At 39.3% G+C, this 26,118-nt stretch carries 25 protein-coding genes and 1 tRNA gene; 11 read left to right on the top strand and 15 right to left on the bottom strand.

From position 1 onward, the window contains the following. Positions 1-5: 5 nt before the first annotated feature. The 5 genes from VSAL_RS11665 to aroA form a co-directional block, all read right to left on the bottom strand. On the bottom strand, positions 6-290 hold the full coding sequence (locus VSAL_RS11665; protein WP_012550737.1) for a LapA family protein: 285 nt from the start codon (positions 288-290) through the stop codon (positions 6-8). A 188-nt stretch (positions 291-478) separates the two neighbouring features. Further along, a complete protein-coding gene (gene ihfB, locus VSAL_RS11660) occupies positions 479-760 on the bottom strand; it encodes an integration host factor subunit beta (RefSeq protein ID WP_012550736.1) in 282 nt (93 codons plus the stop codon). A gap of 59 nt (positions 761-819) precedes the next feature. Continuing rightward, positions 820-2,493, bottom strand: coding sequence for a 30S ribosomal protein S1 (rpsA, locus tag VSAL_RS11655; protein ID WP_012550735.1), 1,674 nt, complete (start codon positions 2,491-2,493; stop codon positions 820-822). A 96-nt stretch (positions 2,494-2,589) separates the two neighbouring features. Then, the gene (gene cmk, locus VSAL_RS11650; RefSeq protein ID WP_012550734.1) at positions 2,590-3,264 is read right to left on the bottom strand and encodes a (d)CMP kinase; all 675 of its coding nucleotides are present in this window, start codon (positions 3,262-3,264) and stop codon (positions 2,590-2,592) included. Positions 3,265-3,419: 155 nt separating this feature from the next. Next, positions 3,420-4,703, bottom strand: coding sequence for a 3-phosphoshikimate 1-carboxyvinyltransferase (gene aroA / locus VSAL_RS11645; RefSeq protein WP_012550733.1), 1,284 nt, complete (start codon positions 4,701-4,703; stop codon positions 3,420-3,422). A 198-nt stretch (positions 4,704-4,901) separates the two neighbouring features. Between aroA and aat the strand changes: the two genes are divergently transcribed. From aat to infA, 3 genes are all read left to right on the top strand, one after another. Beyond that, positions 4,902-5,612, top strand: coding sequence for a leucyl/phenylalanyl-tRNA--protein transferase (aat, locus tag VSAL_RS11640; RefSeq protein WP_012550732.1), 711 nt, complete (start codon positions 4,902-4,904; stop codon positions 5,610-5,612). 3 nt (positions 5,613-5,615) lie between these two features. Then, positions 5,616-6,308, top strand: a complete 693-nt coding sequence (locus VSAL_RS11635) for an arginyltransferase (RefSeq protein ID WP_012550731.1) — start codon at positions 5,616-5,618, stop codon at positions 6,306-6,308. Positions 6,309-6,397: 89 nt separating this feature from the next. After that, entirely contained in the window at positions 6,398-6,616 is a 219-nt protein-coding gene (gene infA, locus VSAL_RS11630; RefSeq protein ID WP_005420180.1) for a translation initiation factor IF-1, read from the top strand. A 113-nt stretch (positions 6,617-6,729) separates the two neighbouring features. On the opposite strand, the gene clpA is transcribed toward infA, so the two are convergent. Then, complete coding sequence (gene clpA / locus VSAL_RS11625; protein ID WP_012550730.1) at positions 6,730-8,982, bottom strand: ATP-dependent Clp protease ATP-binding subunit ClpA; 2,253 nt, start codon at positions 8,980-8,982, stop codon at positions 6,730-6,732. Positions 8,983-9,024: 42 nt separating this feature from the next. Further along, positions 9,025-9,345 (bottom strand): ATP-dependent Clp protease adapter ClpS, encoded by a 321-nt coding sequence (gene clpS / locus VSAL_RS11620; RefSeq protein ID WP_012550729.1) that lies wholly within the window; start codon positions 9,343-9,345, stop codon positions 9,025-9,027. A gap of 395 nt (positions 9,346-9,740) precedes the next feature. Here clpS and cspD point away from each other — a divergent pair, with 395 nt between their 5' ends. Beyond that, positions 9,741-9,962, top strand: a complete 222-nt coding sequence (gene cspD / locus VSAL_RS11615; RefSeq protein ID WP_012550728.1) for a cold shock domain-containing protein CspD — start codon at positions 9,741-9,743, stop codon at positions 9,960-9,962. 117 nt (positions 9,963-10,079) lie between these two features. Beyond that, the gene (locus VSAL_RS11610) at positions 10,080-10,625 is read left to right on the top strand and encodes a DUF4136 domain-containing protein (protein WP_012550727.1); all 546 of its coding nucleotides are present in this window, start codon (positions 10,080-10,082) and stop codon (positions 10,623-10,625) included. 44 nt (positions 10,626-10,669) lie between these two features. Here the strand turns inward: VSAL_RS11610 and VSAL_RS11605 are convergent, their stop codons facing one another. Beyond that, on the bottom strand, positions 10,670-12,127 hold the full coding sequence (locus tag VSAL_RS11605) for a protein adenylyltransferase SelO (RefSeq protein ID WP_012550726.1): 1,458 nt from the start codon (positions 12,125-12,127) through the stop codon (positions 10,670-10,672). Positions 12,128-12,236: 109 nt separating this feature from the next. Then, positions 12,237-12,313, bottom strand: a tRNA-Arg gene (locus VSAL_RS11600). A 264-nt stretch (positions 12,314-12,577) separates the two neighbouring features. On the opposite strand from VSAL_RS11600, the gene folD reads away from it, so the two are divergent. From folD to VSAL_RS11580, 4 genes are all read left to right on the top strand, one after another. Then, a complete protein-coding gene (gene folD, locus VSAL_RS11595; RefSeq protein ID WP_012550725.1) occupies positions 12,578-13,435 on the top strand; it encodes a bifunctional methylenetetrahydrofolate dehydrogenase/methenyltetrahydrofolate cyclohydrolase FolD in 858 nt (285 codons plus the stop codon). 188 nt (positions 13,436-13,623) lie between these two features. Beyond that, the gene (locus tag VSAL_RS11590) at positions 13,624-15,558 is read left to right on the top strand and encodes a PrkA family serine protein kinase (RefSeq protein ID WP_012550724.1); all 1,935 of its coding nucleotides are present in this window, start codon (positions 13,624-13,626) and stop codon (positions 15,556-15,558) included. 67 nt (positions 15,559-15,625) lie between these two features. Continuing rightward, positions 15,626-16,894 carry a YeaH/YhbH family protein gene (locus tag VSAL_RS11585; RefSeq protein WP_012550723.1) on the top strand — a complete coding sequence of 423 codons (1,269 nt, stop codon included), beginning with the start codon at positions 15,626-15,628 and terminating at the stop codon, positions 16,892-16,894. Between the two features lie 11 nt (positions 16,895-16,905). Further along, positions 16,906-18,423 carry a SpoVR family protein gene (locus VSAL_RS11580; protein WP_012550722.1) on the top strand — a complete coding sequence of 506 codons (1,518 nt, stop codon included), beginning with the start codon at positions 16,906-16,908 and terminating at the stop codon, positions 18,421-18,423. Between the two features lie 107 nt (positions 18,424-18,530). Here the strand turns inward: VSAL_RS11580 and VSAL_RS11575 are convergent, their stop codons facing one another. Continuing rightward, on the bottom strand, positions 18,531-20,759 hold the full coding sequence (locus VSAL_RS11575) for an NADP-dependent isocitrate dehydrogenase (RefSeq protein ID WP_012550721.1): 2,229 nt from the start codon (positions 20,757-20,759) through the stop codon (positions 18,531-18,533). 170 nt (positions 20,760-20,929) lie between these two features. Between VSAL_RS11575 and VSAL_RS11570 the strand changes: the two genes are divergently transcribed. Together VSAL_RS11570 and VSAL_RS23655 are read left to right on the top strand one after the other, a co-directional pair. Continuing rightward, positions 20,930-21,562, top strand: coding sequence for a pseudouridine synthase (locus VSAL_RS11570; RefSeq protein ID WP_012550720.1), 633 nt, complete (start codon positions 20,930-20,932; stop codon positions 21,560-21,562). Between the two features lie 90 nt (positions 21,563-21,652). Continuing rightward, positions 21,653-21,826, top strand: coding sequence for a hypothetical protein (locus tag VSAL_RS23655; protein WP_085941810.1), 174 nt, complete (start codon positions 21,653-21,655; stop codon positions 21,824-21,826). A 91-nt stretch (positions 21,827-21,917) separates the two neighbouring features. On the opposite strand, the gene VSAL_RS11565 is transcribed toward VSAL_RS23655, so the two are convergent. The 5 genes from VSAL_RS11565 to norV are packed head-to-tail and all read right to left on the bottom strand — an operon-like array spanning position 21,918 to position 26,066. Beyond that, a complete protein-coding gene (locus VSAL_RS11565; protein WP_012550719.1) occupies positions 21,918-22,190 on the bottom strand; it encodes a hypothetical protein in 273 nt (90 codons plus the stop codon). Between the two features lie 59 nt (positions 22,191-22,249). After that, positions 22,250-22,585: a DUF1971 domain-containing protein gene (locus VSAL_RS11560; protein WP_012550718.1), complete on the bottom strand. Its 336-nt coding sequence runs from the start codon at positions 22,583-22,585 to the stop codon at positions 22,250-22,252. A gap of 38 nt (positions 22,586-22,623) precedes the next feature. Further along, entirely contained in the window at positions 22,624-23,397 is a 774-nt protein-coding gene (locus tag VSAL_RS11555; protein ID WP_012550717.1) for a ferredoxin--NADP reductase, read from the bottom strand. Between the two features lie 12 nt (positions 23,398-23,409). Next, the gene (gene norW / locus VSAL_RS11550; protein WP_012550716.1) at positions 23,410-24,555 is read right to left on the bottom strand and encodes an NADH:flavorubredoxin reductase NorW; all 1,146 of its coding nucleotides are present in this window, start codon (positions 24,553-24,555) and stop codon (positions 23,410-23,412) included. An 11-nt stretch (positions 24,556-24,566) separates the two neighbouring features. After that, on the bottom strand, positions 24,567-26,066 hold the full coding sequence (gene norV, locus VSAL_RS11545; protein WP_012550715.1) for an anaerobic nitric oxide reductase flavorubredoxin: 1,500 nt from the start codon (positions 26,064-26,066) through the stop codon (positions 24,567-24,569). Between the last annotated feature and the right edge of the window lie 52 nt (positions 26,067-26,118).

Below are 26,118 nucleotides of genomic sequence, written 5' to 3'. Positions count from 1 at the left end.
AGTAACTATCCTTTTGTTGACTCAAGACGCAGCTTATTCAATTCTGCGTTTTGTTTTTCGAGACGTTTACGTAATCGGCGTTGAGTAACGCTTGCCTTTAAATACATACTGCCACAAATAAGCCAACCTAAACCAAAGCCAGTAGCAAAAAATATCCCAAGTAAAGTAGATAACTGAAAATCATCTTGGGCTAATAAGTAATTAAAATGTACAACAACTTGGTTTTGAGCACCGAGTGCAAGAGATATTAAAAAAAGAGCAATTAATGCGATAGTAACTATAATTTTCACTGGTATTCCCTCCAGTTGATTTCATACGACTAGTCTCTATAAATAAGCGAGTAATTATTAGGTTTACTTATTTATAGACACCTAACGACATCTTTTATTACTATTCTAAGATACACCTAAATGCATTGAAAATGAACATAAAAAAACGGCATACTTAAAAGTATGCCGTTTTTATATACCAATTTGCATCAGCTGAAATTCACACGTTCACGCAGTTCTTTACCTGGTTTAAAATGAGGAACAAACTTACCGTCTAATTCCACTTTGTCGCCAGTTTTTGGATTACGACCTAAACGAGGCTCCCGATAGTGTAGAGAAAAACTACCAAAACCACGAATCTCTATACGATCACCGCCCTCTAGCGTTGTTGCCATCTGTTCAAGGACTTCCTTGACTGTATCTTCAACCTGCTTAGCAGAAAGTTGAGGCTTTTTACTACACAGTTGTTCAATCAATTCAGATTTTGTCATAAATGACCTCTCCTACGTTATCGAAAGAAAAGGGAGCATAGTGCTCCCTTCTAATTTACTTATTCGCCTTTAGCTGCTTTGAAAGCGTCAGCCATTGCGCTACCGAAACCACCATCTTCTGGTTTAGTATTCAGTGTCGCCATTGCTTCTTGCTCATCAGCTTCATCTTTAGCTTTGATAGATAGGTTAACTACGCGGTTCTTACGGTCTACACCAGTGAACTTCGCTTCAACGCTATCGCCAACGCTTAGGATTAGAGATGCATCTTCAATACGGTCACGAGAAAGCTCAGAAGTACGGATGTAACCTTCTACGCTATCTGCAAGAGTAATTGTAGCGCCTTTAGCGTCAACAGCTGAAACAGTACCGTTTACTAGAGTACCTTTCTTGTTGTCTGCTAGGTAGTTGTTAAATGGGTCTTCTTCCATTTGTTTAACACCTAGAGAAATACGCTCACGCTCAGCATCAACAGCTAGAACAACAGCAGAGATTTCGTCGCCTTTCTTGTACTCACGTACCGCGTCTTCACCTGTAGCATTCCAAGAAATGTCAGAAAGGTGAACTAGACCGTCGATGCCGCCGTCAAGACCGATGAAGATACCGAAATCAGTGATAGATTTAATCTTACCACTAACATGGTCGCCTTTAGCTTGCGCTTCAGCGAATGTCTGCCAAGGGTTAGCTTTACATTGTTTCAGACCTAGAGAGATACGACGACGTTCTTCGTCAATCTCAAGAACCATAACCTCAACTTCGTCGCCTACATTGACAACTTTAGAAGGGTGGATGTTCTTGTTAGTCCAATCCATTTCAGAAACGTGTACTAGACCTTCAACGCCTTCTTCGATTTCAACGAAGCAGCCGTAATCAGTTAGGTTAGTAACACGACCAGAAAGTTTGTGACCTTCTGGGTAACGCTTAGCGATAGCTACCCATGGATCTTCGCCAAGTTGCTTAAGACCTAGAGAAACACGAGTGCGCTCACGATCGAACTTAAGAACTTTAACATTGATCTCGTCACCAACATTTACGATCTCAGATGGGTGCTTAACACGCTTCCAAGCCATATCTGTGATGTGTAGTAGACCGTCAACGCCACCTAGATCAACGAATGCACCGTAGTCAGTAAGGTTCTTAACGATACCTTTAACTTCCATGCCTTCTTGTAGAGAAGCAAGTAACTCGTCACGTTCAACACTGTTTTCAGATTCGATAACAGCACGACGTGAAACAACAACGTTGTTACGCTTTTGGTCAAGTTTGATTACTTTGAACTCTAGCTCTTTGCCTTCAAGGTGCAGAGTGTCACGTACTGGACGTACATCAACAAGAGAACCAGGTAGGAATGCACGGATACCGTTAAGTTCAACTGTGAAGCCGCCTTTAACTTTACCGTTAATAACACCCATAACTGTTTCAGCATCTTCATATGCTTTTTCAAGTTGAATCCAAGCTTCGTGACGCTTCGCTTTCTCACGAGAAAGTTGAGTTTCACCGAAACCATCTTCAACAGCGTCAAGAGCAACGTCTACTTCAGAACCAACTTCAACTTCAAGTTCGCCAGCAGCGTTCTTGAATTGTTCAGCTGGGATTGCTGCTTCAGATTTAAGGCCTGCGTCAACAAGAACGAAACCGTTCTCGATAGCAACAACAACACCTTTAACGATGCTGCCTTGTTGGAATTCAGTTTCAGATAAAAACTCTTCAAAGAGTTGAGCAAAAGATTCAGTCATTAATTTGATCTTCAATTATTAAACGTCCATGGGTATCCTACCGCATGGGGTTGATAGTAAGGTTAGTTATCATCCTTGAAACTAACTAAGTTTCAATTATAGCTTAGATTCAATAAAAGTAAGTGCCTGAGCAACGACTTCATCAATATTCATTGACGTTGAATCTAGTACCAAAGCGTCTTCCGCCGGACGTAATGGTGCAACAGCTCGATTGCGGTCACGATCATCACGCTCTTGGATTTCGCTTAAAAGACGGTCAAATCTAACATTTAACCCCTTCTGTTGCAACTGCTTCATACGGCGATTCGCACGTTCTTCAGCACTTGCATCTAAAAATATCTTAACTTCTGCACCTGTAAATACAACAGTGCCCATATCTCGACCATCAGCGACAAGTCCAGGGGCACTAGCAAAGGCTCTTTGACGACGTAATAACGCTTCACGTACTTGAGGTAAAGCCGCTACTTTTGATGCCGCCATACCAGTTTCTTCTTTACGAAGTTCCGAAGAGACGTCTTCGCCTTCTAAGATGACTTTAACCAAGTCACCTTCAGCTTTAAATTGAACGTCTAGATTAGCAGCAAGAGGAACAAGTCCTTCTTCTGAACCTAAATCAACACCATGGTGAATTGCAGCCAGTGCTAATACGCGATAAATCGCACCAGAATCTAATAAATTATAACCTAGCTTTTCGGCAAGTAACATGCACAGAGTGCCTTTACCTGCTCCACTTGGACCATCAACAGTGACGACTGGTGAATGAATAGTCATGGAGTTCTCCATTAATTATTATGATTGGTTTCTACCGCCGCATTATACCCAAGTCAGATTATTTATATACTCTAGTTTCTTAAAAACTAAAAAAGCCCTGCATTTTTTACACAGGGCTTACATCCACTTAAAACCAATGACTTAAATACAATAAATTACACGCTAAGTTCTTTCAATTTATCAAAATAATCGGGGAAGGTTTTAGAAGTGCAACCGGGATCATTAATCGTCACTGGCGTATCACTTAATGCAACTAAAGAAAAGCACATTGCCATACGGTGATCGTCATAAGTATCAATAGTGGCATGTCGTAACATCGCTGGTGGAGTGATCGTAATATAATCCTCACCTTCTTCAACTTCAGCACCTACTTTACGGAGTTCAGTTGCCATTGCGGCTAATCTATCCGTTTCTTTTACACGCCAATTATACACATTGCGAATTGATGTAGTGCCTTTTGCGAACAACGCTGTCGTTGCGATTGTCATTGCAGCATCTGGAATATGGTTAAAATCCATATCAATGGCGTTTAATTCACCTTTATGAGCAATAACATAGTCATCACCCCATTCAATCTCTGCACCCATTGCTGCTAGTGCATCAGCAAACTGAACATCGCCTTGGATGCTTTTTTTACCAATACCCGTAACTTTAACACTTCCGCCTTTGATCGCGGCAGCCGCTAAGAAATAAGATGCAGATGATGCATCTCCTTCTACAAGAAATTCTCCTGGGGCGATGTAAGATTGATTCGCAGGAACAACAAACGTTTTATACTCTTTGTTTTCAATTACAACACCAAAAGTAGCCATAATGTCCAACGTAATATCGATATACGGTTTGGACACTAAATCGCCAACAATATTAATGGTTGTTTCTTGTGATGATAGTGGTGCTGCCATTAAAAAAGCCGTTAAAAATTGACTTGATATTGAACCATCTATATCAACATTCCCGCCTTTTAAACCCGTTCCTTTAATTTTTAACGGTGGATAATTTTCATTTTCTAAATATTCGACATCAGCACCAGCCGCTTTCAATGCAGTAACAAGGTGCCCAATTGGTCGCTCTTTCATACGAGGTTCACCAGTAAGGATAAACTCGCCTTCACCTAAACATAACGCAGCCGCTAATGGACGCATTGCGGTTCCCGCATTACCCAGAAATAATTCTAAAGCTTCTGTTGTAGATTTAAAGGCTTGACCCAGACCATTCACTTCGCAAACCGTCTTATCTTCTGAAAGTTTATAATCAACACCCAATGCTTTTAGTGCATTAAGCATATGTCGAATATCATCGCTGTCTAATAAATTAGTTAATGTTGTTTTTCCTGACGCTAGTGCAGCAAGTAATAGTGCTCGGTTAGAAACACTTTTTGAACCAGGTAAATTAATTTGGCCATCAATTTTTGAAATTGGTTGAAGAGTTAAGCTTTCCATGTTTATGTAAAAATTCCTATACAAATAAAAATAATGCTATGCCTGTTATTTGATTCAGATATTGCATAGCTGCTTCAGCTTTAATTGTTATTTTTTGTTATTCTTCATACTTGCAGAGTAACGAAAACCAACGCGTTGCGCTAGAGGCAATGTCGTCTCTCTAAATTAAAAATAATGAATACGTATTTCTTTTTGCCTATGACTATCTATTTACCCGAACTTGAACAAGAACATGACGCTTCATTTCCTGACATAGAAAGCGCATTACATGATCCTGATGGCTTACTTGCTATGGGCGGTGATTTAACCCCCAAACGCCTATTACTCGCTTACTCCCATGGGATTTTCCCTTGGTATAGCAATGACGATCCTATTCTATGGTGGAGCCCAAGTATAAGAGGTGTATTTATTCCAGAGAATTACACTCCATCAAAAAGCCTTAAGAAATTCTTTAAAAAGTCAGGTTACTCCATCACCATAAATCATGCGACGTCTGATGTTATTTCATTATGCGCATCAACTCGGCCAGCAGAAGAAACATGGATAATGCCAGAAATGATCGAGGCTTATCAAAACCTAGCTAAGTTAGGGCATTGCCATTCTGTCGAGGTTTGGTTTAATAATGAATTAGTCGGAGGGCTTTATGGTCTCCAAATTGGGCAAGTATTTTGTGGTGAATCGATGTTCTCAATAAAAACCAATGCATCAAAAATTGCCTTATGGAAATTTTGTGAGCACTTTGTTGCTTTTGGAGGCAAACTCATTGACTGCCAAATGATGAATCCTCACTTAGAAAGTTTAGGCGCGATTCCAATGGAACGACCTATATTTAATGAAAGGTTACAGGTATTTTCAGCTATCTCAGTGTTCGAAAACTGTTATCAACCTCAATCACTTAGCAATGGATAAATTATGACTCAATATTCACTGCAAGTAGGACTAACCCCTGAAGGTACATGCAGCTATTTACCTGATCAAAAAGATCGATTAGGCGTAATTATGGAACCTGAACTACATTCATTGTCAGGTTATCAAGAATTAATACGCTTGGGATTTCGTCGTAGTGGTTCCACGATTTATAAACCGATGTGTGATTCTTGCAATGCGTGCCAACCACTTCGTATTGATGCCGAAAATTTCTCACCCAGTAAAAGCCAAAAACGTATTTTAAATAAATCGTCTCATTTTGAATGGGAAATTAAATCTCAAATGGATGAAAATTGGTTTTCTTTATATGAACGCTACATTAATGCTCGTCATCAATCAGGGAGCATGTTTCCTGCAAATAAAGAACAATTTTTTGAATTCGCTCAAGCAGAATGGTTACCTAGACACTTCCTTCATATTTATGAAAATGAAGTCTTAGTTTCTATTGCCGTTACTGATCTTTTATCGGATTCACTCAGTGCGATGTACACTTTCTTTGACCCTGACAATGCTTTGTCTTTAGGCACGGTATCGGTATTGATTCAATTGCAATTATGCACGAAATTAAATAAGAAATGGGTCTACCCTGGTTACCAAATAGACGACTGTCCTGCCATGAAATATAAAGATCGATATAAACCGAACCAAAAGCTAGTAAATATGGTCTGGCAGGGGTAAGATGCCCAACAAACTTTACATACATCATTTTTAAGGGCATTATTAGCCGCTTAAAAATCAGCCGAAGCTATCTATATAAAGAGGATTCAATGGCAAAAGAAGACGCAATTGAACTGCAAGGCACAGTTCTGGATACACTACCAAACACTATGTTTCGCGTAGAATTAGAAAACGGTCACGTTGTTACTGCTCATATCTCAGGTAAAATGCGTAAAAACTACATCCGTATTCTTACTGGTGACAAAGTAACAGTTGAAATGACTCCTTACGATTTATCTAAAGGCCGTATCGTCTTCCGTGCTCGTTAATTGTCATCTTACTACCCAAAGTAAACATATTTACACTGGGTAGTATTAAACAATATAAAAAAACCCAGTCAACAGACTGGGTTTTTTATATTTATAACATTATAAAATGATATTTAATGGACAACTTCAGCTTCACTCGTAAACTCAAAGTCCAATTCACCTTTCGTTAATTTAACTCGAACGGTGCCACCATTAACTAACTCACCAAATAATAGCTCATTTGCCATTGGTTTTTTCAAGTTTTCTTGAATAACACGAGCCATTGGACGTGCGCCCATCGCTTTATCGTATCCTTTATTAGCTAACCACTCTTTGACATCTTGCGATACTTCCATTGATACACCACGAGCGTCTAATTGTGCTTGTAATTCAACAATGAACTTATCAACAACTTGCCCGATCACGTCTTTGCCTAAGTGCTCAAACCAAATAATATTATCCAGACGGTTTCTAAATTCTGGCGTAAATACTTTTTTAATCGCAGCCATCGCATCGGTACTGTGATCTTGTTGGATTAAACCAATAGATTTTTTGACCGTGTCATGGACACCAGCATTGGTTGTCATTACAAAAATAACATTGCGGAAATCAGCTTTACGGCCATTGTTATCCGTTAATGTCCCATTATCCATAACTTGCAGTAGCAAATTAAATACGTCAGGGTGTGCTTTTTCAAGCTCATCAAGTAATACGACAGAATGAGGATGCTTAATAACCGCGTCGGTTAATAGACCTCCCTGCTCATAACCAACGTAACCAGGAGGAGCACCGATCAAGCGACTAACAGTATGACGCTCACCGTACTCAGACATATCAAAACGTAATAATTCTATGCCCAATGCTTTTGCTAATTGTACCGTTACTTCAGTTTTACCAACCCCTGTCGGACCCGCAAACAAGAAAGAACCAACAGGTTTATTATCTGCACCCAGTCCAGCACGGCTCAATTTAATGGCTTCACATAAAACATCGATACCTTGATCTTGCCCAAACACTAACATTTTAAGTTTAGCATCCAGTTTTTTCAGTACATCTTTATCGCTTGATGATACTGATTTTTCTGGAATACGAGCCATTTTAGCAACCATCGATTCTATATCAGCAACATTGATGGTTTTTTTGCGACGGCTAATTGGAGTCAAACGACAACGGGCACCAGCTTCATCAATCACATCAATCGCCTTATCTGGCAAGTGACGCTCATTAATGTATTTCGCTGACAGTTCTACCGCAGCACGGAGTGCTTTATTGGTATAACGAACCTCGTGGTGTTCTTCATATTTACTTTTCAGACCCATTAATATTTTAGTTGTATCATCTATTGATGGTTCTAAAATATCAATTTTTTGGAATCGACGAGCAAGCGCTCGTTCTTTTTCAAAAATAGTACTGTGTTCTTGATAAGTTGTAGAACCAATACAACGTAACTTACCGCTGCTTAGTAATGGCTTAATTAAATTAGCCGCATCAACTTGCCCACCAGAAGCGGCACCAGCGCCAATAATGGTATGGATTTCATCAATGAATAAAATCGCATGTTCTTCTTTTTCAAGCTGTTTTAAAATGGCTTTAAATCGTTTTTCAAAATCACCACGATATTTAGTACCCGCTAATAGAGAACCAATATCAAGAGAATAAATAATACAATCTTTAATCACATCGGGAACTTGTTCTTCAACAATTCTCCATGCTAACCCTTCCGCTATCGCCGTTTTTCCGACTCCAGCTTCACCCACTAGTAATGGGTTATTTTTACGTCGACGACAAAGAACTTGAATTGTTCGTTCAACTTCTTGCTCACGACCAATCAACGGATCAATACCGCCATTTTTAGCGACTTGATTTAAGTTAGTTGCGAAGCTTTCTAATTGATCATCAGAATTGCCTTCAACAGCGGCTTCTACATTTGATTGTTCTGAATTCTCATCTCGATTTTCTGGTGCACCATGAGAAATAAAGTTAACAATATCGAGTCGACTAATATCATTCTTTTTAAGAAGATAAGCAGCATGAGATTCTTGCTCGCTAAAAATAGCGACTAAAACATTCGCGCCAGTGACTTCATTACGACCTGATGATTGAACATGAAAAACAGCTCGTTGAAGAACACGTTGAAAGCTTAACGTTGGCTGCGTTTCACGACTATCATCGTCAGCTGGAATAAGAGGAGTTGTTTGTGTTATGAATTCATCAATTTCTGTCGAAAGAGCATCCAGGTCTGTATGGCAAGCAATAAGAGCTTCGTGTGCAGATGGGTTCTCTAATAGAGCAAATAACAAATGCTCCACTGTCATAAATTCATGACGCTTTTCTCTTGCACGAGCAAACGCACTGTTTAAACTCGCTTCTAATTCTTTATTTAGCATAGGAACCTCCCAAAACACCAAATGATGGTGTAACGAACAAACTTAAGCTTGCTCCATTGTACACAGTAGTGGGTGCTCATTATCACGCGAATAAATGTTTACTTGCGCAACTTTAGTTTCAGCAACTTCAGCAGTAAAAACCCCACATACTGCTTTCCCTTCATAATGCACAGTAAGCATTAATTGTGTCGCTTTTTCCAAATCCATGGAAAAAAATTTATCTAAAACTTCAACAACAAACTCCATTGGAGTGTAATCATCATTATTTAAAACTACCTTATACATCGGCGGCGGCTTTAAACCTGTTTTCTCCAGTTCCAGAACATCTGAATCAGGAGAAATCCATTCATAGAATTTACTCATGTCGGCAACTAATTCGTTAAAAAACATTTTTGATACTGCAAGGTATCTCCTACTATTCAGCCTAATCTAGACGAGGAGTTACATCAAACAAAAGATGTGAATTTAACGTCTTTATCACCTATTTAGTGACCGTTTGCATAGAAAATCATCGATAACACAAATAAAGAATAGAGCCTTTTTTTCTTTATAACCACTTAATTTATCAAATTGATATTATTGATATAAATGTTAATCTTAAATGTGATATTAAACATAAATGTTACAAAGGTAACCAATTTGTACTTGACTCCCTCTTTATATTTAATAGAGTGTACCTAGTAGTGGTTATCAATTAGGCAAAAACTTAATTGATAGACATTATGCTAGGTAACTAAAAATGCAGAGGGATGTATAGCATGGCAATAGGCACAGTAAAATGGTTCAATAACGCCAAAGGGTTTGGCTTCATTTGTCCAGAAGGTGAGGATGGTGATATTTTTGCTCATTACTCAACAATCGAGATGGATGGCTACCGTACATTAAAAGCAGGACAAGCTGTCACCTACGAAATTCATGAAGGCCCTAAAGGCTATCATGCAAGCGAAATTAAACCGCTTGAAGGTGAAGCTGTAAAATAGCATAAAATAATACTTACTGTTAAAGTGAGATCAACGGTGAGTATTACTACTCACCTTTTTTGAACCTATCACATAAGAAATACTCTAAACTCCAATCAATTTATTCAGGGAACTATTTTGAAATATTTTATTTCGTTTATTCTACTTCTCACCCTTTCTGGTTGTGTGTCTGAAACTTATCAAGAAAAAAGCACCATAAATTTAGTCACTACTGGCGATATTAATAATATCCTTCAAAACAAAACCACATTCGCTTGGCACCCTACAATTAGTGCTAATTTTTTAAATAAAGAATTAAATAACAGAGACATAGAACAACGATTCTCACAAGCATTGAAAGCGTCTCTAGAACAAAAGGGATACTTATTTACAGATGATGTTAGTAACGCTGATTTTTATATTGGTTATGGCTTAGGAATAGAAGAAAACATTAAAGATATGGCCATTCTAGAGAAAACAGGCTTATTAACGGGAATACAACCAATAGGTATTGATGATAATGATGACTCACAAAAAGCGAGTATTTTTATTGCCCTCTTTTTACCAAATCAGCCTTATCAACAATGGTCAGTGTTAGCTCAAGGCTATACAAATACTGACAATACGTACTCTTTAGATGAAGTCACTGAACTGATGCTCCATGATCTGAAAGAGAAGCAATAAATATCAGATGAAAAATAAGCAGCTAACCTAGCTGCTTATTTCCGTTATGACGAACAACTTATTTCCATTTTCTTACCCCAACTCGGAGGTAAATTCGCATAATGTTCAAATTCAATATGTTCATCAAAAGGCGACCGAAGCAATAAACTCAAAGCTTCTAGTTCGCTATAGTCCCCTTCTTGTGCTTTATCTATCGCTTGCTGTGCTAGGTAGTTTCGAAGAATATATTTAGGGTTAACTTCTCGCATTTTTTTACATCGAGAGGCCACTGTCTCATGCTCTTTCTCACAACGAGTTATGTATAAACTAACCCATAATTTCGCCGCATCTCGATCGATAAATAAATCAATAATCGCTTGCTCATTATGAGTATCAACATTTGATAACTCTCGTAAAAAACGCGTGTAATCCACCGAATTTTGAGACAATAATTCAAACATGGATTCAAATAATCGACTATCTCCGTCTTGCTTTGTTATTAGCCCTAATTTTTGTCTCATCAATTGACTAAAATAGCCATGTAATTGCACTTCGTATTGTTCTAGTGCTTGATCTAAATCGGCCTTATCAATCAGTGGAGATAAAGCATGAGCAAGGGCAGATAGATTCCATAAGCCAATTCTTGGTTGTTGATTAAATGCATAACGTCCTTGATAGTCAGAATGGTTACAAATGTATCCTGGTTCATAATCATCAAGAAAGCCAAAAGGGCCATAATCAAATGTTTGCCCAATGATAGACATATTGTCCGTATTCATTACACCATGAGCAAAACCCACCGCTTGCCAATGTGCAATCATCTTAGCCGTACGATCAACGATCTCATTAAACATAACGGCATAAGGATTCTCATTATCTAAGCAATCAGGAAAATGCCATTCAATGACTTTGTCCGCTAATAATTTATGTTCCGCCAATAAATTCGAATAAAAGAGATGCTCAAAATGACCAAAGCGAACATGAGTTTCTGCCACACGAAGTAACAATGCTCCAGTTTCATACCCTTCTCGATAAACAGGCGTATCGCTACCCATCATCCCTAACGCTCTTGTGGTAGGAATACCTAATCCGAACATCGCTTCGCTGCACAAATACTCTCGAATCGTCGATCGTAATACCGCCCTCCCATCCCCTGAACGAGAATAAGGTGTTCGGCCTGCCCCTTTTAAATGAATATCAAAACTGGCACCGGCTTTATCTTTGATCTCTGCCAGTAATAACCCCCGACCATCACCTAAATCAGGATTGTAACTGCCAAATTGATGCCCAGCGTATTTCATTGCCAAAGGAGAAAATTGAGGCGGAACAACCTCTCCAGAAAAACCAGATAATAACTCAGCATCTGCCGCAGGATCTAAAGGCAAATTAAACCGTTTAGCGAGTTTTTCATTCCACATTATCCAATGGACATTGTTTAACGGTTGTGGCGGTACATGAGTAAAGAGAAGTGGAGGAAGCTCAGAATAACGAGTACTAAGTGAAAGGGAATTCCAAATCGACATCATTTAATCCATTAAAAGTAAATTAAGCTAACGCTAGCATATTAAAAATGGATATGACAGATATGAAAAAAGCCGCAATAACTTTTCAGTTATTGCGGCTTTTTCAATTTGGTACGCCCTGAAGGATTCGAACCTTCGACCACCTCCTTAGAAGGGAGGTGCTCTATCCAGCTGAGCTAAGGGCGCTCTATGGGGTAGGATTATACGAATATACGAAACTAGATCAATCCTTTTCTTATCATTATCTTACTGAATGCTGAAAAAAAAGGCATATTGTCTATTCTTTGATTCAATATATACATATTACATTGATTTAAAGGTGCTTGTTATTGGTTTGACGATTTGTCATCTTCAAAAACAGCAAAAAGCAAACGTTTGCGTTGTAGCTATTATTATTTAATTCTGAGACAATGCGCACGTCAATCAGTCCAAGCCCTTGAAAGGATCACTATGACCGCTCAAATTATCGATGGAAAACTTATTTCTCAAACTGTTCGCTCTGAAGTCGGTGCTCGTGTAAAAGCCCGCATAGAGGCCGGACTGCGTGCTCCTGGTCTAGCCGTTGTTTTGGTAGGACAAGATCCTGCGTCTCAAGTCTATGTAGGAAGTAAACGCCGTGCCTGTGAAGAAGTTGGATTCGTATCAAAATCTTATGATTTACCAACCACGACCACAGAAGCGGAATTGCTGACATTAATTGATACACTAAATCAAGATCCTGAAATCGATGGTATTTTGGTTCAGTTACCTCTTCCTGCAGGAATGGATAGCACTAAAATTTTAGAGCATATCGATCCAGAAAAAGACGTCGATGGATTTCACCCGTACAACGTAGGACGTCTATCTCAACGTATTCCAAAATTACGTTCATGCACACCAAAAGGCATTATCACTCTACTTGATCGCTACAATATTCAAGTTCGAGGGATGCACGCTGTTGTCGTTGGGGCCTCAAATATTGTTGGTCGCCCGATGACCCTTGAATTGCTTCTTGCTGGTTGCACCACGACGACTTGTCACCGTTTCACAAAAGATTTAGAGCATCACATTCGCCAAGCTGATCTTGTTGTGGTTGCGGTAGGCAAACCAAACTTTATCCCTGGAGAATGGATAAAAGAAGGCGCTGTTGTGGTCGATGTTGGTATTAACCGTCTAGACACAGGTAAGCTCATTGGTGACGTTGAATTTGATGTAGCCAAAACAAAAGCAAGCTATATCACTCCCGTTCCTGGTGGCGTTGGTCCAATGACCGTAGCAAGTTTAATTGAAAACACATTATTGGCTTGCGAGCAATTCCACAGCAAATAGTCATCAAGCCTATTAATCAAAATGTCAATTAGCGGACTTTATTAAGTTCGCTTTTTTTATACCTGCGTGTTGCCGCATTTCTCGATCAATTTTTATTCTATTTTCGGTTTTTTCTTGGACAAAATAAGGGTTTAGTTACTAACCTTAAGATGTGTAATAAAAAAAACGGATGACAAGAGGAAATGGATATGAGTATTTTTGACCACTATCAAGCCCGTTACGAAGCGGCAAAAGATGAAGAGCTTTCACTGCAAGATTTCTTATCACTATGTAGTCAGGACAAAAGTGCTTATGCCAATGCAGCAGAAAGACTTTTATTGGCCATTGGTGAGCCCGAAGTCATTGACACAGCTCTTGATCCTCAGCTTAGTCGTATATTCTCAAACCGAGTAATTTCTCGCTATGAGACATTCAAAGACTTCTATGGCATGGAAGAGCCAATTGAACAAATCGTGTCTTACCTAAAGCATGCTTCTCAAGGCTTAGAAGAGCGCAAACAAATCCTTTACTTACTCGGCCCTGTTGGTGGTGGTAAATCATCACTTGCCGAAAAACTAAAAAGTCTCATGCAACAATTGCCAATTTATGTATTAAGTGCAAATGGCGTTCGTAGTCCTGTAAATGACCATCCTTTCTGCTTATTTGACGTAGCCGAAGATGGGGAACTATTAAAAAAAGAATATGGCATTGAGAAGCGAAACCTACGTTCTATTATGTCCCCTTGGGCTGCAAAAAGGTTGCACGAATTTGGCGGTGACATCACGCAATTTAAAGTGATTAAAGTAAACCCTTCTATTCTTGACCAAATCGGTATTGCTAAAACTGAACCAGGTGATGAAAACAACCAAGACATCTCTTCTCTGGTCGGTAAAGTAGACATCCGCCAATTAGAGCATTTCGCCCAAGATGACCCCGATGCTTATAGCTATTCAGGATCACTCTGTAAAGCCAACCAAGGTTTAATGGAATTTGTCGAAATGTTTAAAGCGCCAATTAAAGTGCTACACCCTCTTCTAACGGCAACACAAGAAGGGAACTTTAATGGAACAGAAGGCTTATCAGCATTACCTTTTGACGGCATGATTTTAGCTCACTCAAACGAATCAGAATGGCAAACATTCCGAAACAACAAAAACAACGAAGCTTTTTTAGATCGAGTTTATATCGTTAAAGTCCCATATTGTTTACGTGTTTCTGAAGAAATAAAAATATACCAAAAGCTGCTAGAACACAGTGAGTTATCTCAAGCACCTTGCTCACCAAGCACCCTTGGCATCCTAGCTCAATTCACCATACTTTCACGCCTAAAAGATCCTGAGAATTCATCTCTATTCTCTAAAATGCGTGTTTATGATGGGGAAACATTGAAAGACACGGATCCAAAAGCAAAAAGCTATCAAGAATATAAAGATTTTGCTGGTGTGGATGAAGGCATGTCAGGCCTATCCACTCGATTCGCTTTCAAAATTCTGTCACGCGTATTTAACTTTGACCAAACCGAAGTCGCAGCAAACCCCGTTCACCTTTTTTATGTCATTGAACAACAAATTGAACGAGAACAATTCGCTCAAGATGTTGCCGATAAATACACCGAATTTGTGAAAGGTTTTCTTGTACCAAAATACGTTGAGTTTATTGGTAAAGAAATTCAAACCGCTTACTTAGAATCTTATTCAGAATACGGACAAAACATCTTTGATCGTTACGTCACTTATGCCGATTTTTGGATCCAAGATCAAGAGTATCGAGATCCAGATACTGGTCAGTTATTTGATCGCTCAGCATTGAACGATGAGCTAGAAAAAATAGAAAAAACCGCAGGGATAAGTAATCCTAAAGATTTCCGAAATGAAATTGTTAACTTTGTTCTTAGAGCAAAAGCCAATAATAACGGCCACAACCCTAAATGGACCAGTTATGAAAAGCTGCGTGTTGTTATTGAGAAAAAAATGTTCTCAAACACAGAAGACTTACTGCCAGTAATTTCTTTTAACGCGAAAACATCAACAGATGATCAGAAAAAACACGATGATTTTGTCGCTCGTATGATGGAAAAAGGGTATACCAAAAAACAAGTTCGTTTACTTGCTGAGTGGTACCTACGCGTTCGTAAATCTTCATAATCAACCAACAGGACGTTGCAGCCTATATCTCATAGGCTGCCCCTACCAAAATATAGGGGGACATATTATGGCTCAATTTATTGATCGAAGATTGAACGGAAAAAAGAAAAGCACCGTCAACAGACAGCGCTTTATTCGTCGCCACAAAGACCAAATTAAACGTGCGGTCTCTGATGCAGTAAACCAACGTTCAGTAACGAATACTGAAACGGGAGAAAGCATCTCTATTCCTAAAGGGGACATCTCTGAACCTATTTTTCATCAAGGTCAGGGAGGCATTCGCGAACGCGTTCATCCAGGAAATGACCAATTTATCAAAGGAGATAAAATCGAACGTCCTCAAGGAGGCGCGGGAGGGGGGTCAGGAGACGGCGATGCCAGTGCCGACGGTGAAGGAGAAGATGAATTTAGTTTCCAAATTTCAAAAGATGAATACTTAGACATTCTTTTTGAACAACTTGAATTGCCTAATTTAGAAAAAAACCAAGTTCAAAAAATAACAGAATGGGAAACACATCGCGCTGGGTATCAAACAGCCGGTGTTCCATCAAACATAGACATTGTTCGTTCGTTGCAGCAATCACTTGCTCGCCGTACTGCCATGACAGCAGGAAAAAGACGCTTACTTAAAGAATTAGAACAAGAACTTGAGAACATAAAAAACAGCGAACCGGCACAACCGCTCTCGGTTCGACAAATGAAAGAAGAAATCGAAGCATTAAGAACCAAAATTAAACATGTGCCTTACATTGATTCTTTCGATTTACGCTATAAAAACTATGAACGAACCCCTATTCCATCAAGCCAAGCGGTTATGTTTTGTTTAATGGACGTATCCGGCTCCATGGACCAAGCGACTAAAGACATTGCTAAACGCTTCTATGTCTTACTTTATTTATTCTTAACTCGTACTTATGAAAATGTCGACGTTGTTTTTATTCGCCACCATACTCAAGCAAAAGAAGTTGATGAGCATGAATTTTTCTACTCCCAAGAAACGGGAGGCACTATGGTTTCAAGCGCATTAAAACTCATGAATGACATTGTCACTAAACGTTATCCCGCCAATGAGTGGAATATTTATGCTGCTCAAGCCTCTGATGGGGACAACTGGGCAGACGATTCACCAAAATGTAAGGAGCTACTTACTACGTCAATTCTTCCTTATTGCCAATATTATTCCTACATTGAAATCACAAAACGAACACACCAAACACTGTGGAACGAATATGAAAAACTATCTCAAGGGTGCAATAACTTTGCGATGAAAAATATCAAAACCGTTGATGATATTTACCCTATTTTTAGAGAATTATTCCACAAACAATTGGCTTAGGAGGAAATACTATGAATAAAAAAAGTAGGTTACCTGATGGGCCAGATTGGACCTTTCAAACCTTAGAACAATACCATGTTGAAATTAAGCGCGTTGCGGAGTATTACCGTTTAGATACCTACCCTAACCAAATTGAGATCATCACCGCTGAACAAATGATGGATGCGTATTCTAGTGTTGGGATGCCCATTAATTACCATCATTGGTCATTTGGAAAAAAATTCATTCAAACCGAACAGAATTATAAGCATGGCCAAATGGGCTTAGCTTATGAAATTGTCATCAACTCCTCCCCTTGCATCTCTTATCTTATGGAAGAAAATACCATTACGATGCAAGCATTAGTGATGGCACATGCTTGTTATGGGCATAACTCTTTCTTTAAAGGGAATTATTTATTTCAAACATGGACTGATGCGAGCTCAATAGTCGATTATCTACTTTTCGCTCAGCAATACATTACTCAGTGTGAAGAAAAGCATGGCGTTGATGAGGTAGAGGCCATTCTAGATTCTTGTCACGCACTCATGAACTATGGCGTAGATAGATACAAACGCCCTGAAAAAATATCCATTGCAGAAGAAAAAATTCGTCAAGAAGACAGAGAGGCTTACCTTCAGTCACAAGTAAATGACCTATGGCGAACCGTTCCAAAAACCAAGCAAGAAAACAACGAAGAAAAAGAAAGATTCCCCTCTGAGCCACAAGAAAATATTCTGTATTTTATTGAAAAACACGCACCATTATTAGAATCGTGGCAACGGGAATTGGTCAGGATTATTCGTAAGATAAGTCAATATTTTTATCCACAAAAACAAACACAGGTAATGAATGAAGGATGGGCAACATTTTGGCATTACACTATTTTAAATCATCTTTACGATGAAGACTTAGTGTCCGATAAATTCATTTTAGAATTTTTACATAGCCATACCAATGTAGTGGCGCAACCAAGCTATAACAGCCCTTATTATAGTGGGATTAACCCTTATGCATTAGGGTTTGCTATGTTTCAAGATATTCGCCGTATCTGTGAAGAGCCCACAGATGAAGATAGGGAATGGTTCCCAGATTTAGCAGGAAGTGATTGGTTAGACGCCGTTCATTTTGCGATGCATAACTTCAAAGATGAAAGTTTCATAAGCCAGTATTTATCACCTAAATTAATACGTGAATTTAAATTATTTGCCATATTAGACGATGATAAAAGTAAACACATTGAGATTAGTGCTATTCATGACGATGTCGGTTATCGAGAGATTCGAGAAAAGTTAGCTGCTCAATACAATTTGAGTAATTTAGAACCGAATATTCAAGTATGGAATGTGGATGTAAGAGGTGACCGTTCATTAATATTAAGGCACGTCCCACACAATCGAATTCCTTTAGATAAAGGCCACCAAGAAGTAATGAAGCACTTGCATCGTTTGTGGGGGTTTGATGTGATATTAGAAGAGGTTATTTCATTTAACCGGGCAGAAATCATTTCATCTTGTCCAAAGCGTAATTATTACAATACCACGATTTAATCACTTAAAAACATCACGACATAGATAACAAAAAGCCTTGAGATATAACTACCTCAAGGCTTTTTTAGTTAATACGTATTCACGTTATAATTTAAAAATAATTCAAACTATAAAGTCGCTAATGCCGCATTCAACGTTGCACTTGGACGCATTTCTTTTGCAGCAAGTTCAGCAATCGGTTGGAAGTACCCCCCAACATTGCCAACAACACCTTGCGCTGCATTTAACTCTTCAACTATTTTAGCTTCATTTGACGTTAGTGTTTCAGCCAATGAACCAAAATAGGCTTGAAGTTCTGCATCACCCGTTTGCGCTGCAAGTTCTTGAGCCCAATACATTGCTAGATAGAAATGGCTACCACGGTTATCCAACTCACCGACACGACGTGATGGCGATTTATTCGTTTCAAGGAATTTAGACGTTGCAGCATCAAGTGTATCAGCAAGTATTTGTGCTTTTGCATTGCCAGTCGTCACACTTAAGTGTTCAAACGACGCTGCTAATGCTAAGAATTCACCTAAAGAATCCCAACGTAAATGGTTTTCTTTTTCGAATTGTTGAACATGTTTTGGTGCAGAACCACCCGCCCCCGTTTCAAACAGACCACCACCATTCATAAGAGGAACAATAGACAGCATTTTCGCTGATGTACCTAGCTCTAGAATAGGGAATAAATCCGTTAGATAATCACGTAATACATTACCCGTTACCGAGATCGTATCTTCGCCTTTAATAATACGCGCTAGCGTAAATTCAGTCGCCGCAACTGGAGACAAAATTTGAATATCAAGACCTGATGTATCATGATCGGCAAGGTAAGTATTTACTTTCTTAATCAGTTCAGCATCATGTTGGCGATTAGTATCAAGCCAGAAAATAGCCGGAGTTCCTGTTGCACGAGCACGGTTTACCGCTAATTTAACCCAATCTTGGATCGGAGCGTCTTTTGCCTGACACATACGCCAAATATCGCCTTCACCAACGGAATGTTCAATCAGTGCGGTGCCTGTCGCATCAACCACTCGAACGGTACCCGCAGCAGGAAGAATGAAGGTCTTATCATGAGAGCCATATTCCTCTGCTTTTTGAGCCATTAATCCTACGTTTGGCACAGAGCCCATCGTTGTTGGATCAAACGCGCCATTTACTTTACAGAATTCAATAACCGATTGGTACACACCGGCATAACAACGATCTGGGATCATTGCTTTCGTATCTTTTAGTTGACCATCTGGTCCCCACATACGACCAGAAGTACGTAATGCAGCAGGCATAGAAGCATCAATGATTACATCACTTGGTACATGAAGATTCGTGATACCACGATCTGAATCAACCATTGCAAGCTCTGGTTGGTATTCATAAACCGCCGCTAAATCCGCTTCAATCGCGGCTTTTTCAGCATCAGGAAGCGATACTATTTTAGTATAAACATCACCAACACCATTATTTGCATCAACACCAAGTTTTGCAAATGTCGTCGCGTATTTATCAAAGACTTCTTTATAGAATACTTTAACCGCGTGACCAAAAATAACTGGATCAGAGACTTTCATCATCGTCGCTTTCATATGCAGTGAAAGCAGAACATCTTCTTCTTTGGCTTTTTTAATTTCAGCTTCGAAGAATTCAACCAATGCTTTTTTGCTTAGACAAGAACCATCAATGATTTCTTTGTCTTTCAGTGCCAGTCCTTCTTTCAGTACTGTTACATCGCCATTATCAGCAACAAATTCAATATTAACGTTTGTTGCACCGTCAATCGTCACTGATTTTTCGCTTGCGTAGAAGTCACCTTCACTCATGCTTGCAACATGTGATTTTGAATCCTTCGCCCACGCACCCATTGAGTGTGGGTTATTACGCGCGTATTGCTTAACCGCACCCGGTGCACGACGATCAGAGTTACCTTCACGAAGGACAGGGTTAACTGCTGAGCCTTTAATTTTATCGTAAACCGCTTTAACGGTTTTTTCTTCGTCCGTTTTTGCTTCTTCAGGGTAATTAGGCAGAGCATAGCCTTTCGCTTGAAGCTCTTTAATTACCGCATGAAGTTGAGGAATCGACGCACTGATGTTCGGAAGTTTAATGATGTTTGCTTCAGGCGTTTTAGCGAGTTCGCCAAGCTCTACCAATGCATCACTAATACGTTGGTCTTCTGTTAGGTATTCAGAAAAATTTGCAATGACACGACCCGCAAGTGAGATGTCGCGAGTATCAACATCAACGTTAGATGATGCTGCAAATGCTTGAATAATTGGAAGAAGTGAATGCGTCGCCAATGCTGGCGCTTCATCAGTGATGGTATAGATAATCTTAGATTTTTGCGTTGTCATTTAATTTCCCTATTTAATCTACAAAACCAATAACAAAACGTATAATAGGCTTTGTAATTTACCGACTTTATTTTTATTAGTCTTTTGTTTCACGCGCGTACTATAGCGAAAAGCCGTGAACTTTAAAACTAAACACCACAAAAGCTTTACAATTTTGCAAGGTAGTTAACATGACATTCAAGCGTTCTCCAAATTGGAAAAAACCGGCCTTTAAGAAAAAAACCACACAAAAGCCACGCCCTGCACCAGAAGATCGTAAAGTCCTTATCTTTAATAAACCTTTTGATGTATTGAGTCAATTTACCGATGATCAGCATCGACAAACTCTTGCAGATTTCATTTCTGTGAAGGATGTTTACGCAGCAGGACGCCTTGATCGTGACAGTGAAGGATTATTAATTCTTACCAATGATGGTGTGCTTCAAGCACGGTTAACACAACCTGAATCTAAGTCACCAAAAACCTATTGGGTACAAGTTGAAGGTGCTCCGACAGAAGACGATTTAGAGAAGCTTCGCCAAGGCGTTGAATTAAAAGATGGGATGACACTTCCCGCAAAAGTTGAAGTAATGACAGAGCCTGAACTATGGGAAAGAAACCCTCCCGTTCGCTTTAGAGCAGCGATTCCGACAACATGGATAGCAGTGACTATTATTGAAGGAAGAAACAGACAAGTTCGCCGAATGACGGCTCACATTGGGTTTCCAACGTTACGCTTGATTCGTTACTCTATGGGAGATTGGACGATCAAAGATGTCCCTCATCGAGAATGGAAAGAAGTGACAATTAATAGTAATAAATAGAAATGTAGCAAATAAGTTAAAAACAACTACATATTTACGTACTTTTCACTTAAACTAAATAGATAATCACATGAGAATAAAGGAATAAAAATGAAGATAATCATCAAGGTAGCAGGGATAGCTAGCGTATTATTTTTAAGTGCTTGTGCTCCAGCAGATAGAGAAGACATTAACTCTACCGAACTCACTAATGAGCACTATGGCAATCAAGAAAGACAGCAACAAAACTGCATGTTGACTGGCGAAATTGGTTGCGCAAACTAGCATTATTGAATAAAAAAAGCGAGATAGAGTTTACACTCTGTCTCGCCTTTTTATTTGATCATTGCTTGGGATTAACCAAGTAATCTCGGTATTATTCGTCGCCCATAAAGCTCATGTCTGGCAAAGATTCTAAATTTTCTTTATAACGCTTTTGGTTAAATTCAGCGCCATTTTTCATCACATCAAACACTTCAATCGCGAGTGCACATGCCATCATTTCAATCACATCTTCACGAGAATTACCCGTCATAACTAAACGCATTAGTGTTTCTTTAACTGCAATTGGGCTGCCGTCTTCAATTTGATTTTTTACGGTTTCAATCAAAGTTTCTTCCGTCATGAAATCGTCTTGTTGATCTGTCATTTGTTCTGCTCATTCTATAATTTCGCTTACTATGCCATAAATGAAAAGAAGAGTGACAATTATTTAGTGTTGAACATTTTCTTTCCAGTTTTGTCTTGATCTGACCAGAAATTAATATTGAATTGAGCATCCTCACTTAACTCAACTCGGTGCCAATACTGAGGAGGGCTTGTCGCAAACTCGCCCGCGTTAATGACCACTTTAACTTCAGGCTCTATTGCCTCTTCATCTGCAAAACCATAATAGGTAACGACACCTTCCATCACACACAACTGCCCAAACACATCAGCCGCAGTATTGTGGTGGCTAAGCAATGCCGCAGGTACATTGTCACGAGTAAAGAAAGGGGTTGAGCGTTGAATCGTCCAATTTGCTGGAATACGTAAATGACTCATAATAACTCTCCAAATAAATGTAATACTTCTATGTGTAATTACCAATAATTCTCAGAGCTAAACTGCCCTGATTTCTTACGAAGATGTTTTTGAAACCCTAATTCATTTAAGGCGCTTGCTGTGTCTTTAACCATGCAGGGATTACCACAGAGATATAAGAAACTATGCGCTTTATTAAGGGGACATTGGGTTTGTTTTTCGATGCTTCCATTGAGTAATAAAGACGGGATTCGTCCACGTAGAGTTCCGGTGACATGTTCTCTAGAAACAATTGGCACATAATGAAGCCTCCTATTAAACCGATGAAGTAATCGCTGAATTCGATCGTGATAAATCAACTCAGCATGTGTTCTTACTGCATGAACTAAAATAATATTTTTAAATCGAGTCTCAAGTGACGGTGTTTCTAAAAGAGAGATAAAGGGGCCTATCGCCGTTCCCGTTGACAATAACCATAAATCACCCACATGCACTGGAACTTCATCTAACGTCATAAACCCCGCGGCATCTTTACCAACAAAGATATCATCGCCTGAATTTAAGCGATGAAGACGAGGAGATAACTCCCCGAGATCATCGGCAATGATCAGAAACTCCATATGTTGATGCCCTATCGCTTGCTTAGGGTTATTCACAATCGAATACGCCCTTCTTACCCAACCACCACTGCCATCAGGCAAGGCAAGTTTCGTAAATTGCCCAGCAGTGTAAGCATCAATCGGGGCCTCAACATACAAACTGAATAAACGATCGGTCCAATCATAGCGACTCAGAACCACGCCTTTTATTAAGCCATGAGGAATTTCTGTCATAATTCACCTCTATTAATTCGTATTATGTATCTCTCTAAATAAAGGAAATGCCTTTTTCATCTGTTCTTTTGTCACAACAAATCCGGTTAGGTTATCCTTTTCGTCATAAGCTTTAGCACATATCCCCTGTTCATCAAGTTCAATAGACCAACGATGGATATGACTTGATGTATTACCCGCAAGCTGTATTGGGTAAATAGGGGTTTTCACTTTCACCATCATATTCGGTAATACCAACGGCGTGTTCAAGCCCAGCAATGTCTTAGCTAATGCATTTGCACTCAGTAAAATAGGTTGAAGATAGGCCATTACCTTGCCTTCTATTTCTGCGCAATCGCCTAACGCATACACATTTCTAGCCGACGTTTGTAAGGTTGAATCCACCACAACTCCACGATTAACACGAATATCAGCGTCTTTCGCTAACTGAGTATTGGGTTTTAGACCAGCGGCTGAAATAACACAATCAACTTGATAAGACTGACCCTTCATTGTCGTGACTATAAAGCCACTACCACTCTGATTTACACTTTGAACACCATCAGAAAGCGTAATAACCACGCCTTTATCTCTGCACGCATTCTCTAAAGGCAAAGAAATAAAGTCAGGGATCATATTGGCAAGAAGATGCGTATTCGGCTCAACCACCGTTACGTGTTTACCTGCACCCGCAAGATCCATTGTTAACTCTGTGCCTATCAGTCCACCACCAATAACGAGTATGCTTTGTGAACTCACCACTTTTTTATGAATAACCGCAAATTCTTTTAAGCTGTTTAACGTAAGGATCTCACCACATCCGTCCCCTTTAAAAGGTGGGATAAACGTTTGAGAGCCCGTGGCTAATACCAATTTAGCGTAAGAAAACACCTCGTCTTTCACCGTAATGGTTTGACTGATGGTATCAATCGACTCAACTAAAGTGCGGGTATGCAATACCACATTGTATTGTTCAGAAAAATCGGAGCCTGATAGCGTCACTACATCATCATGACTCTGTTGCTTTGAAAACACATGACTTAAATCTGGCTTGTTATAATCGTGGCCATCATCATTCGTAAATACATGAATAGGACAATCTACTTCTGTACGACGGATCGTTTTAATTAGTTGATAAGAAGCAAAACCACTGCCAATAATAACGATTGGTAAACTCATTATTTCACTCCCTATTTAACTTCAACAAAGACATCTTTGCCTAAATTACACTCAGGGCATAAGAAATAATCGGGCACATCAATCCACGCCGTGTTTGGTTCTACCCCTTGGTTTGGTTCACCGATTTCAGGATCGTAGACCCAATTACACACAGTACATAACATGCATTGCTTATCGTCATTTGACGCAATTACGCTTATCTCACTCTCAACAGTAGAACTCACAGAAGGATCGACCATAATCACAGGCTCAGCAATAGACGCCGGAATGGTTTTCTTTTCAACATTGATCGTCTGAAACGTCGTAGTTACGGGTTTTAAGGCCCACTGCTTTGCAATAAATTGTCCATGCTCTCGGCACAATTGCATCGCTTTACCATCTGGACGCCATTTTGCTTTTAAGCCTACCGCCGTTTCAAAACCTGCATCAGTTAAACGAGAATGTATTCTGTCTACCGCACCGCCATTCCAACCATAACTCCCAAATGCTCCTGCTTTTTTCGCTCGAAATCGAAGTCCTGTAATTTCTTCCAGCATACCTGCGATCTTAGGCATCATCACATTGTTCATGGTTGATGAGCCAACCAAAATCCCTTTTGAACGGAACACACTGGTTAAAATGTCATTCTTATCTTGTCGAGACACATTAAAGACTTTTACCGCGACACCAGGATCTACATCGTGAATACCTTGTGCAATCGCATCTGCCATCATTCGAGTATTGTTTGACATAGAATCATAGAAAAGCGTAATTCGATCTTCTTGGTAGTTGTCAGCCCACTCTAAATATTGATGAATGATTTGAGTTGGGTTATCTCTCCATACACACCCATGAGAGGTTGCAATCATGTCTACGGGTAAATTAAAGCTTAATACTTCTTTAATTTTTGCCGTCACTAACGCACTGAATGGCGTAAGGATATTGGCGTAATAACGTAAACATTGATCCATCAACTCAGTTTGATCGACTTCGTCATTAAATAAGCGTTCATCACAATAATGCTGACCAAAGGCGTCGTTACTAAATAAAATCGCATCGCCGGTTAAGTACGTCATCATGCTGTCTGGCCAATGCAACATTGGTGCTTCAACAAACACCAGTTGTTTGCCATTACCAATATCTAATGCATCACCCGTTTTAATTGGCTTAAAGTTCCATTCAGGGTGATGATGGTGACCAACGATTGAATCAATCGCATTTTCAGTACAATAAATTGGTGTACCTGGGATTTTTTCCATTAATGCAGCAAGCGCACCTGCATGATCTTCTTCTGCGTGATTTATAACAATGTAATCAATGCTTGTGAGATCAATTTCCATTTCTAGGTTTTGAATAAATTGATGACTAAAACGATGATCAACCGTATCAATTAATATCGTTTTTTCTTCTTGAATCAAGTAACTGTTGTAGCTTGTGCCTTTGGTCATTTTAAATTCAGTACCATGGAAATCAGAGACTTCCCAATCACGTTGGCCAACCCAGTTAACATTGTTTTTAATATGAATAGTCATTATTTGTCTCATTTAATAATTAGCGTTACTAGTCATATTGCATCGAGCATGC

This window comes from Aliivibrio salmonicida LFI1238 (assembly GCF_000196495.1).
GTDB classification, from domain to species: domain Bacteria; phylum Pseudomonadota; class Gammaproteobacteria; order Enterobacterales; family Vibrionaceae; genus Aliivibrio; species Aliivibrio salmonicida.
Note: the sequence above shows the minus strand (reverse complement) of the source record. Positions and strands in the feature narration are given on the sequence as shown.

What these genes read in the sequence shown, in the direction of transcription:
- VSAL_RS11565 (WP_012550719.1), bottom strand. Translation starts at nt 22,190, where the DNA reads ATGACAGATCAACAAGACGATTTCATGACGGAAGAAACTTTGATTGAA.
- VSAL_RS11605 (WP_012550726.1), bottom strand. Translation starts at nt 12,127, where the DNA reads ATGTCGATTTGGAATTCCCTTTCACTTAGTACTCGTTATTCTGAGCTT.
- VSAL_RS11560 (WP_012550718.1), bottom strand. Translation starts at nt 22,585, where the DNA reads ATGAGTCATTTACGTATTCCAGCAAATTGGACGATTCAACGCTCAACC.
- clpA (WP_012550730.1), bottom strand. Translation starts at nt 8,982, where the DNA reads ATGCTAAATAAAGAATTAGAAGCGAGTTTAAACAGTGCGTTTGCTCGT.
- VSAL_RS11590 (WP_012550724.1), top strand. Translation starts at nt 13,624, where the DNA reads ATGAGTATTTTTGACCACTATCAAGCCCGTTACGAAGCGGCAAAAGAT.
- clpS (WP_012550729.1), bottom strand. Translation starts at nt 9,345, where the DNA reads ATGAGTAAATTCTATGAATGGATTTCTCCTGATTCAGATGTTCTGGAA.
- aroA (WP_012550733.1), bottom strand. Translation starts at nt 4,703, where the DNA reads ATGGAAAGCTTAACTCTTCAACCAATTTCAAAAATTGATGGCCAAATT.
- aat (WP_012550732.1), top strand. Translation starts at nt 4,902, where the DNA reads ATGACTATCTATTTACCCGAACTTGAACAAGAACATGACGCTTCATTT.
- VSAL_RS11575 (WP_012550721.1), bottom strand. Translation starts at nt 20,759, where the DNA reads ATGACAACGCAAAAATCTAAGATTATCTATACCATCACTGATGAAGCG.
- infA (WP_005420180.1), top strand. Translation starts at nt 6,398, where the DNA reads ATGGCAAAAGAAGACGCAATTGAACTGCAAGGCACAGTTCTGGATACA.
- VSAL_RS11580 (WP_012550722.1), top strand. Translation starts at nt 16,906, where the DNA reads ATGAATAAAAAAAGTAGGTTACCTGATGGGCCAGATTGGACCTTTCAA.
- VSAL_RS11570 (WP_012550720.1), top strand. Translation starts at nt 20,930, where the DNA reads ATGACATTCAAGCGTTCTCCAAATTGGAAAAAACCGGCCTTTAAGAAA.
- rpsA (WP_012550735.1), bottom strand. Translation starts at nt 2,493, where the DNA reads ATGACTGAATCTTTTGCTCAACTCTTTGAAGAGTTTTTATCTGAAACT.
- VSAL_RS11555 (WP_012550717.1), bottom strand. Translation starts at nt 23,397, where the DNA reads ATGACAGAAATTCCTCATGGCTTAATAAAAGGCGTGGTTCTGAGTCGC.
- VSAL_RS11635 (WP_012550731.1), top strand. Translation starts at nt 5,616, where the DNA reads ATGACTCAATATTCACTGCAAGTAGGACTAACCCCTGAAGGTACATGC.
- norV (WP_012550715.1), bottom strand. Translation starts at nt 26,066, where the DNA reads ATGACTATTCATATTAAAAACAATGTTAACTGGGTTGGCCAACGTGAT.
- ihfB (WP_012550736.1), bottom strand. Translation starts at nt 760, where the DNA reads ATGACAAAATCTGAATTGATTGAACAACTGTGTAGTAAAAAGCCTCAA.
- VSAL_RS11585 (WP_012550723.1), top strand. Translation starts at nt 15,626, where the DNA reads ATGGCTCAATTTATTGATCGAAGATTGAACGGAAAAAAGAAAAGCACC.
- VSAL_RS23655 (WP_085941810.1), top strand. Translation starts at nt 21,653, where the DNA reads ATGAAGATAATCATCAAGGTAGCAGGGATAGCTAGCGTATTATTTTTA.
- folD (WP_012550725.1), top strand. Translation starts at nt 12,578, where the DNA reads ATGACCGCTCAAATTATCGATGGAAAACTTATTTCTCAAACTGTTCGC.
- cspD (WP_012550728.1), top strand. Translation starts at nt 9,741, where the DNA reads ATGGCAATAGGCACAGTAAAATGGTTCAATAACGCCAAAGGGTTTGGC.
- cmk (WP_012550734.1), bottom strand. Translation starts at nt 3,264, where the DNA reads ATGACTATTCATTCACCAGTCGTCACTGTTGATGGTCCAAGTGGAGCA.
- norW (WP_012550716.1), bottom strand. Translation starts at nt 24,555, where the DNA reads ATGAGTTTACCAATCGTTATTATTGGCAGTGGTTTTGCTTCTTATCAA.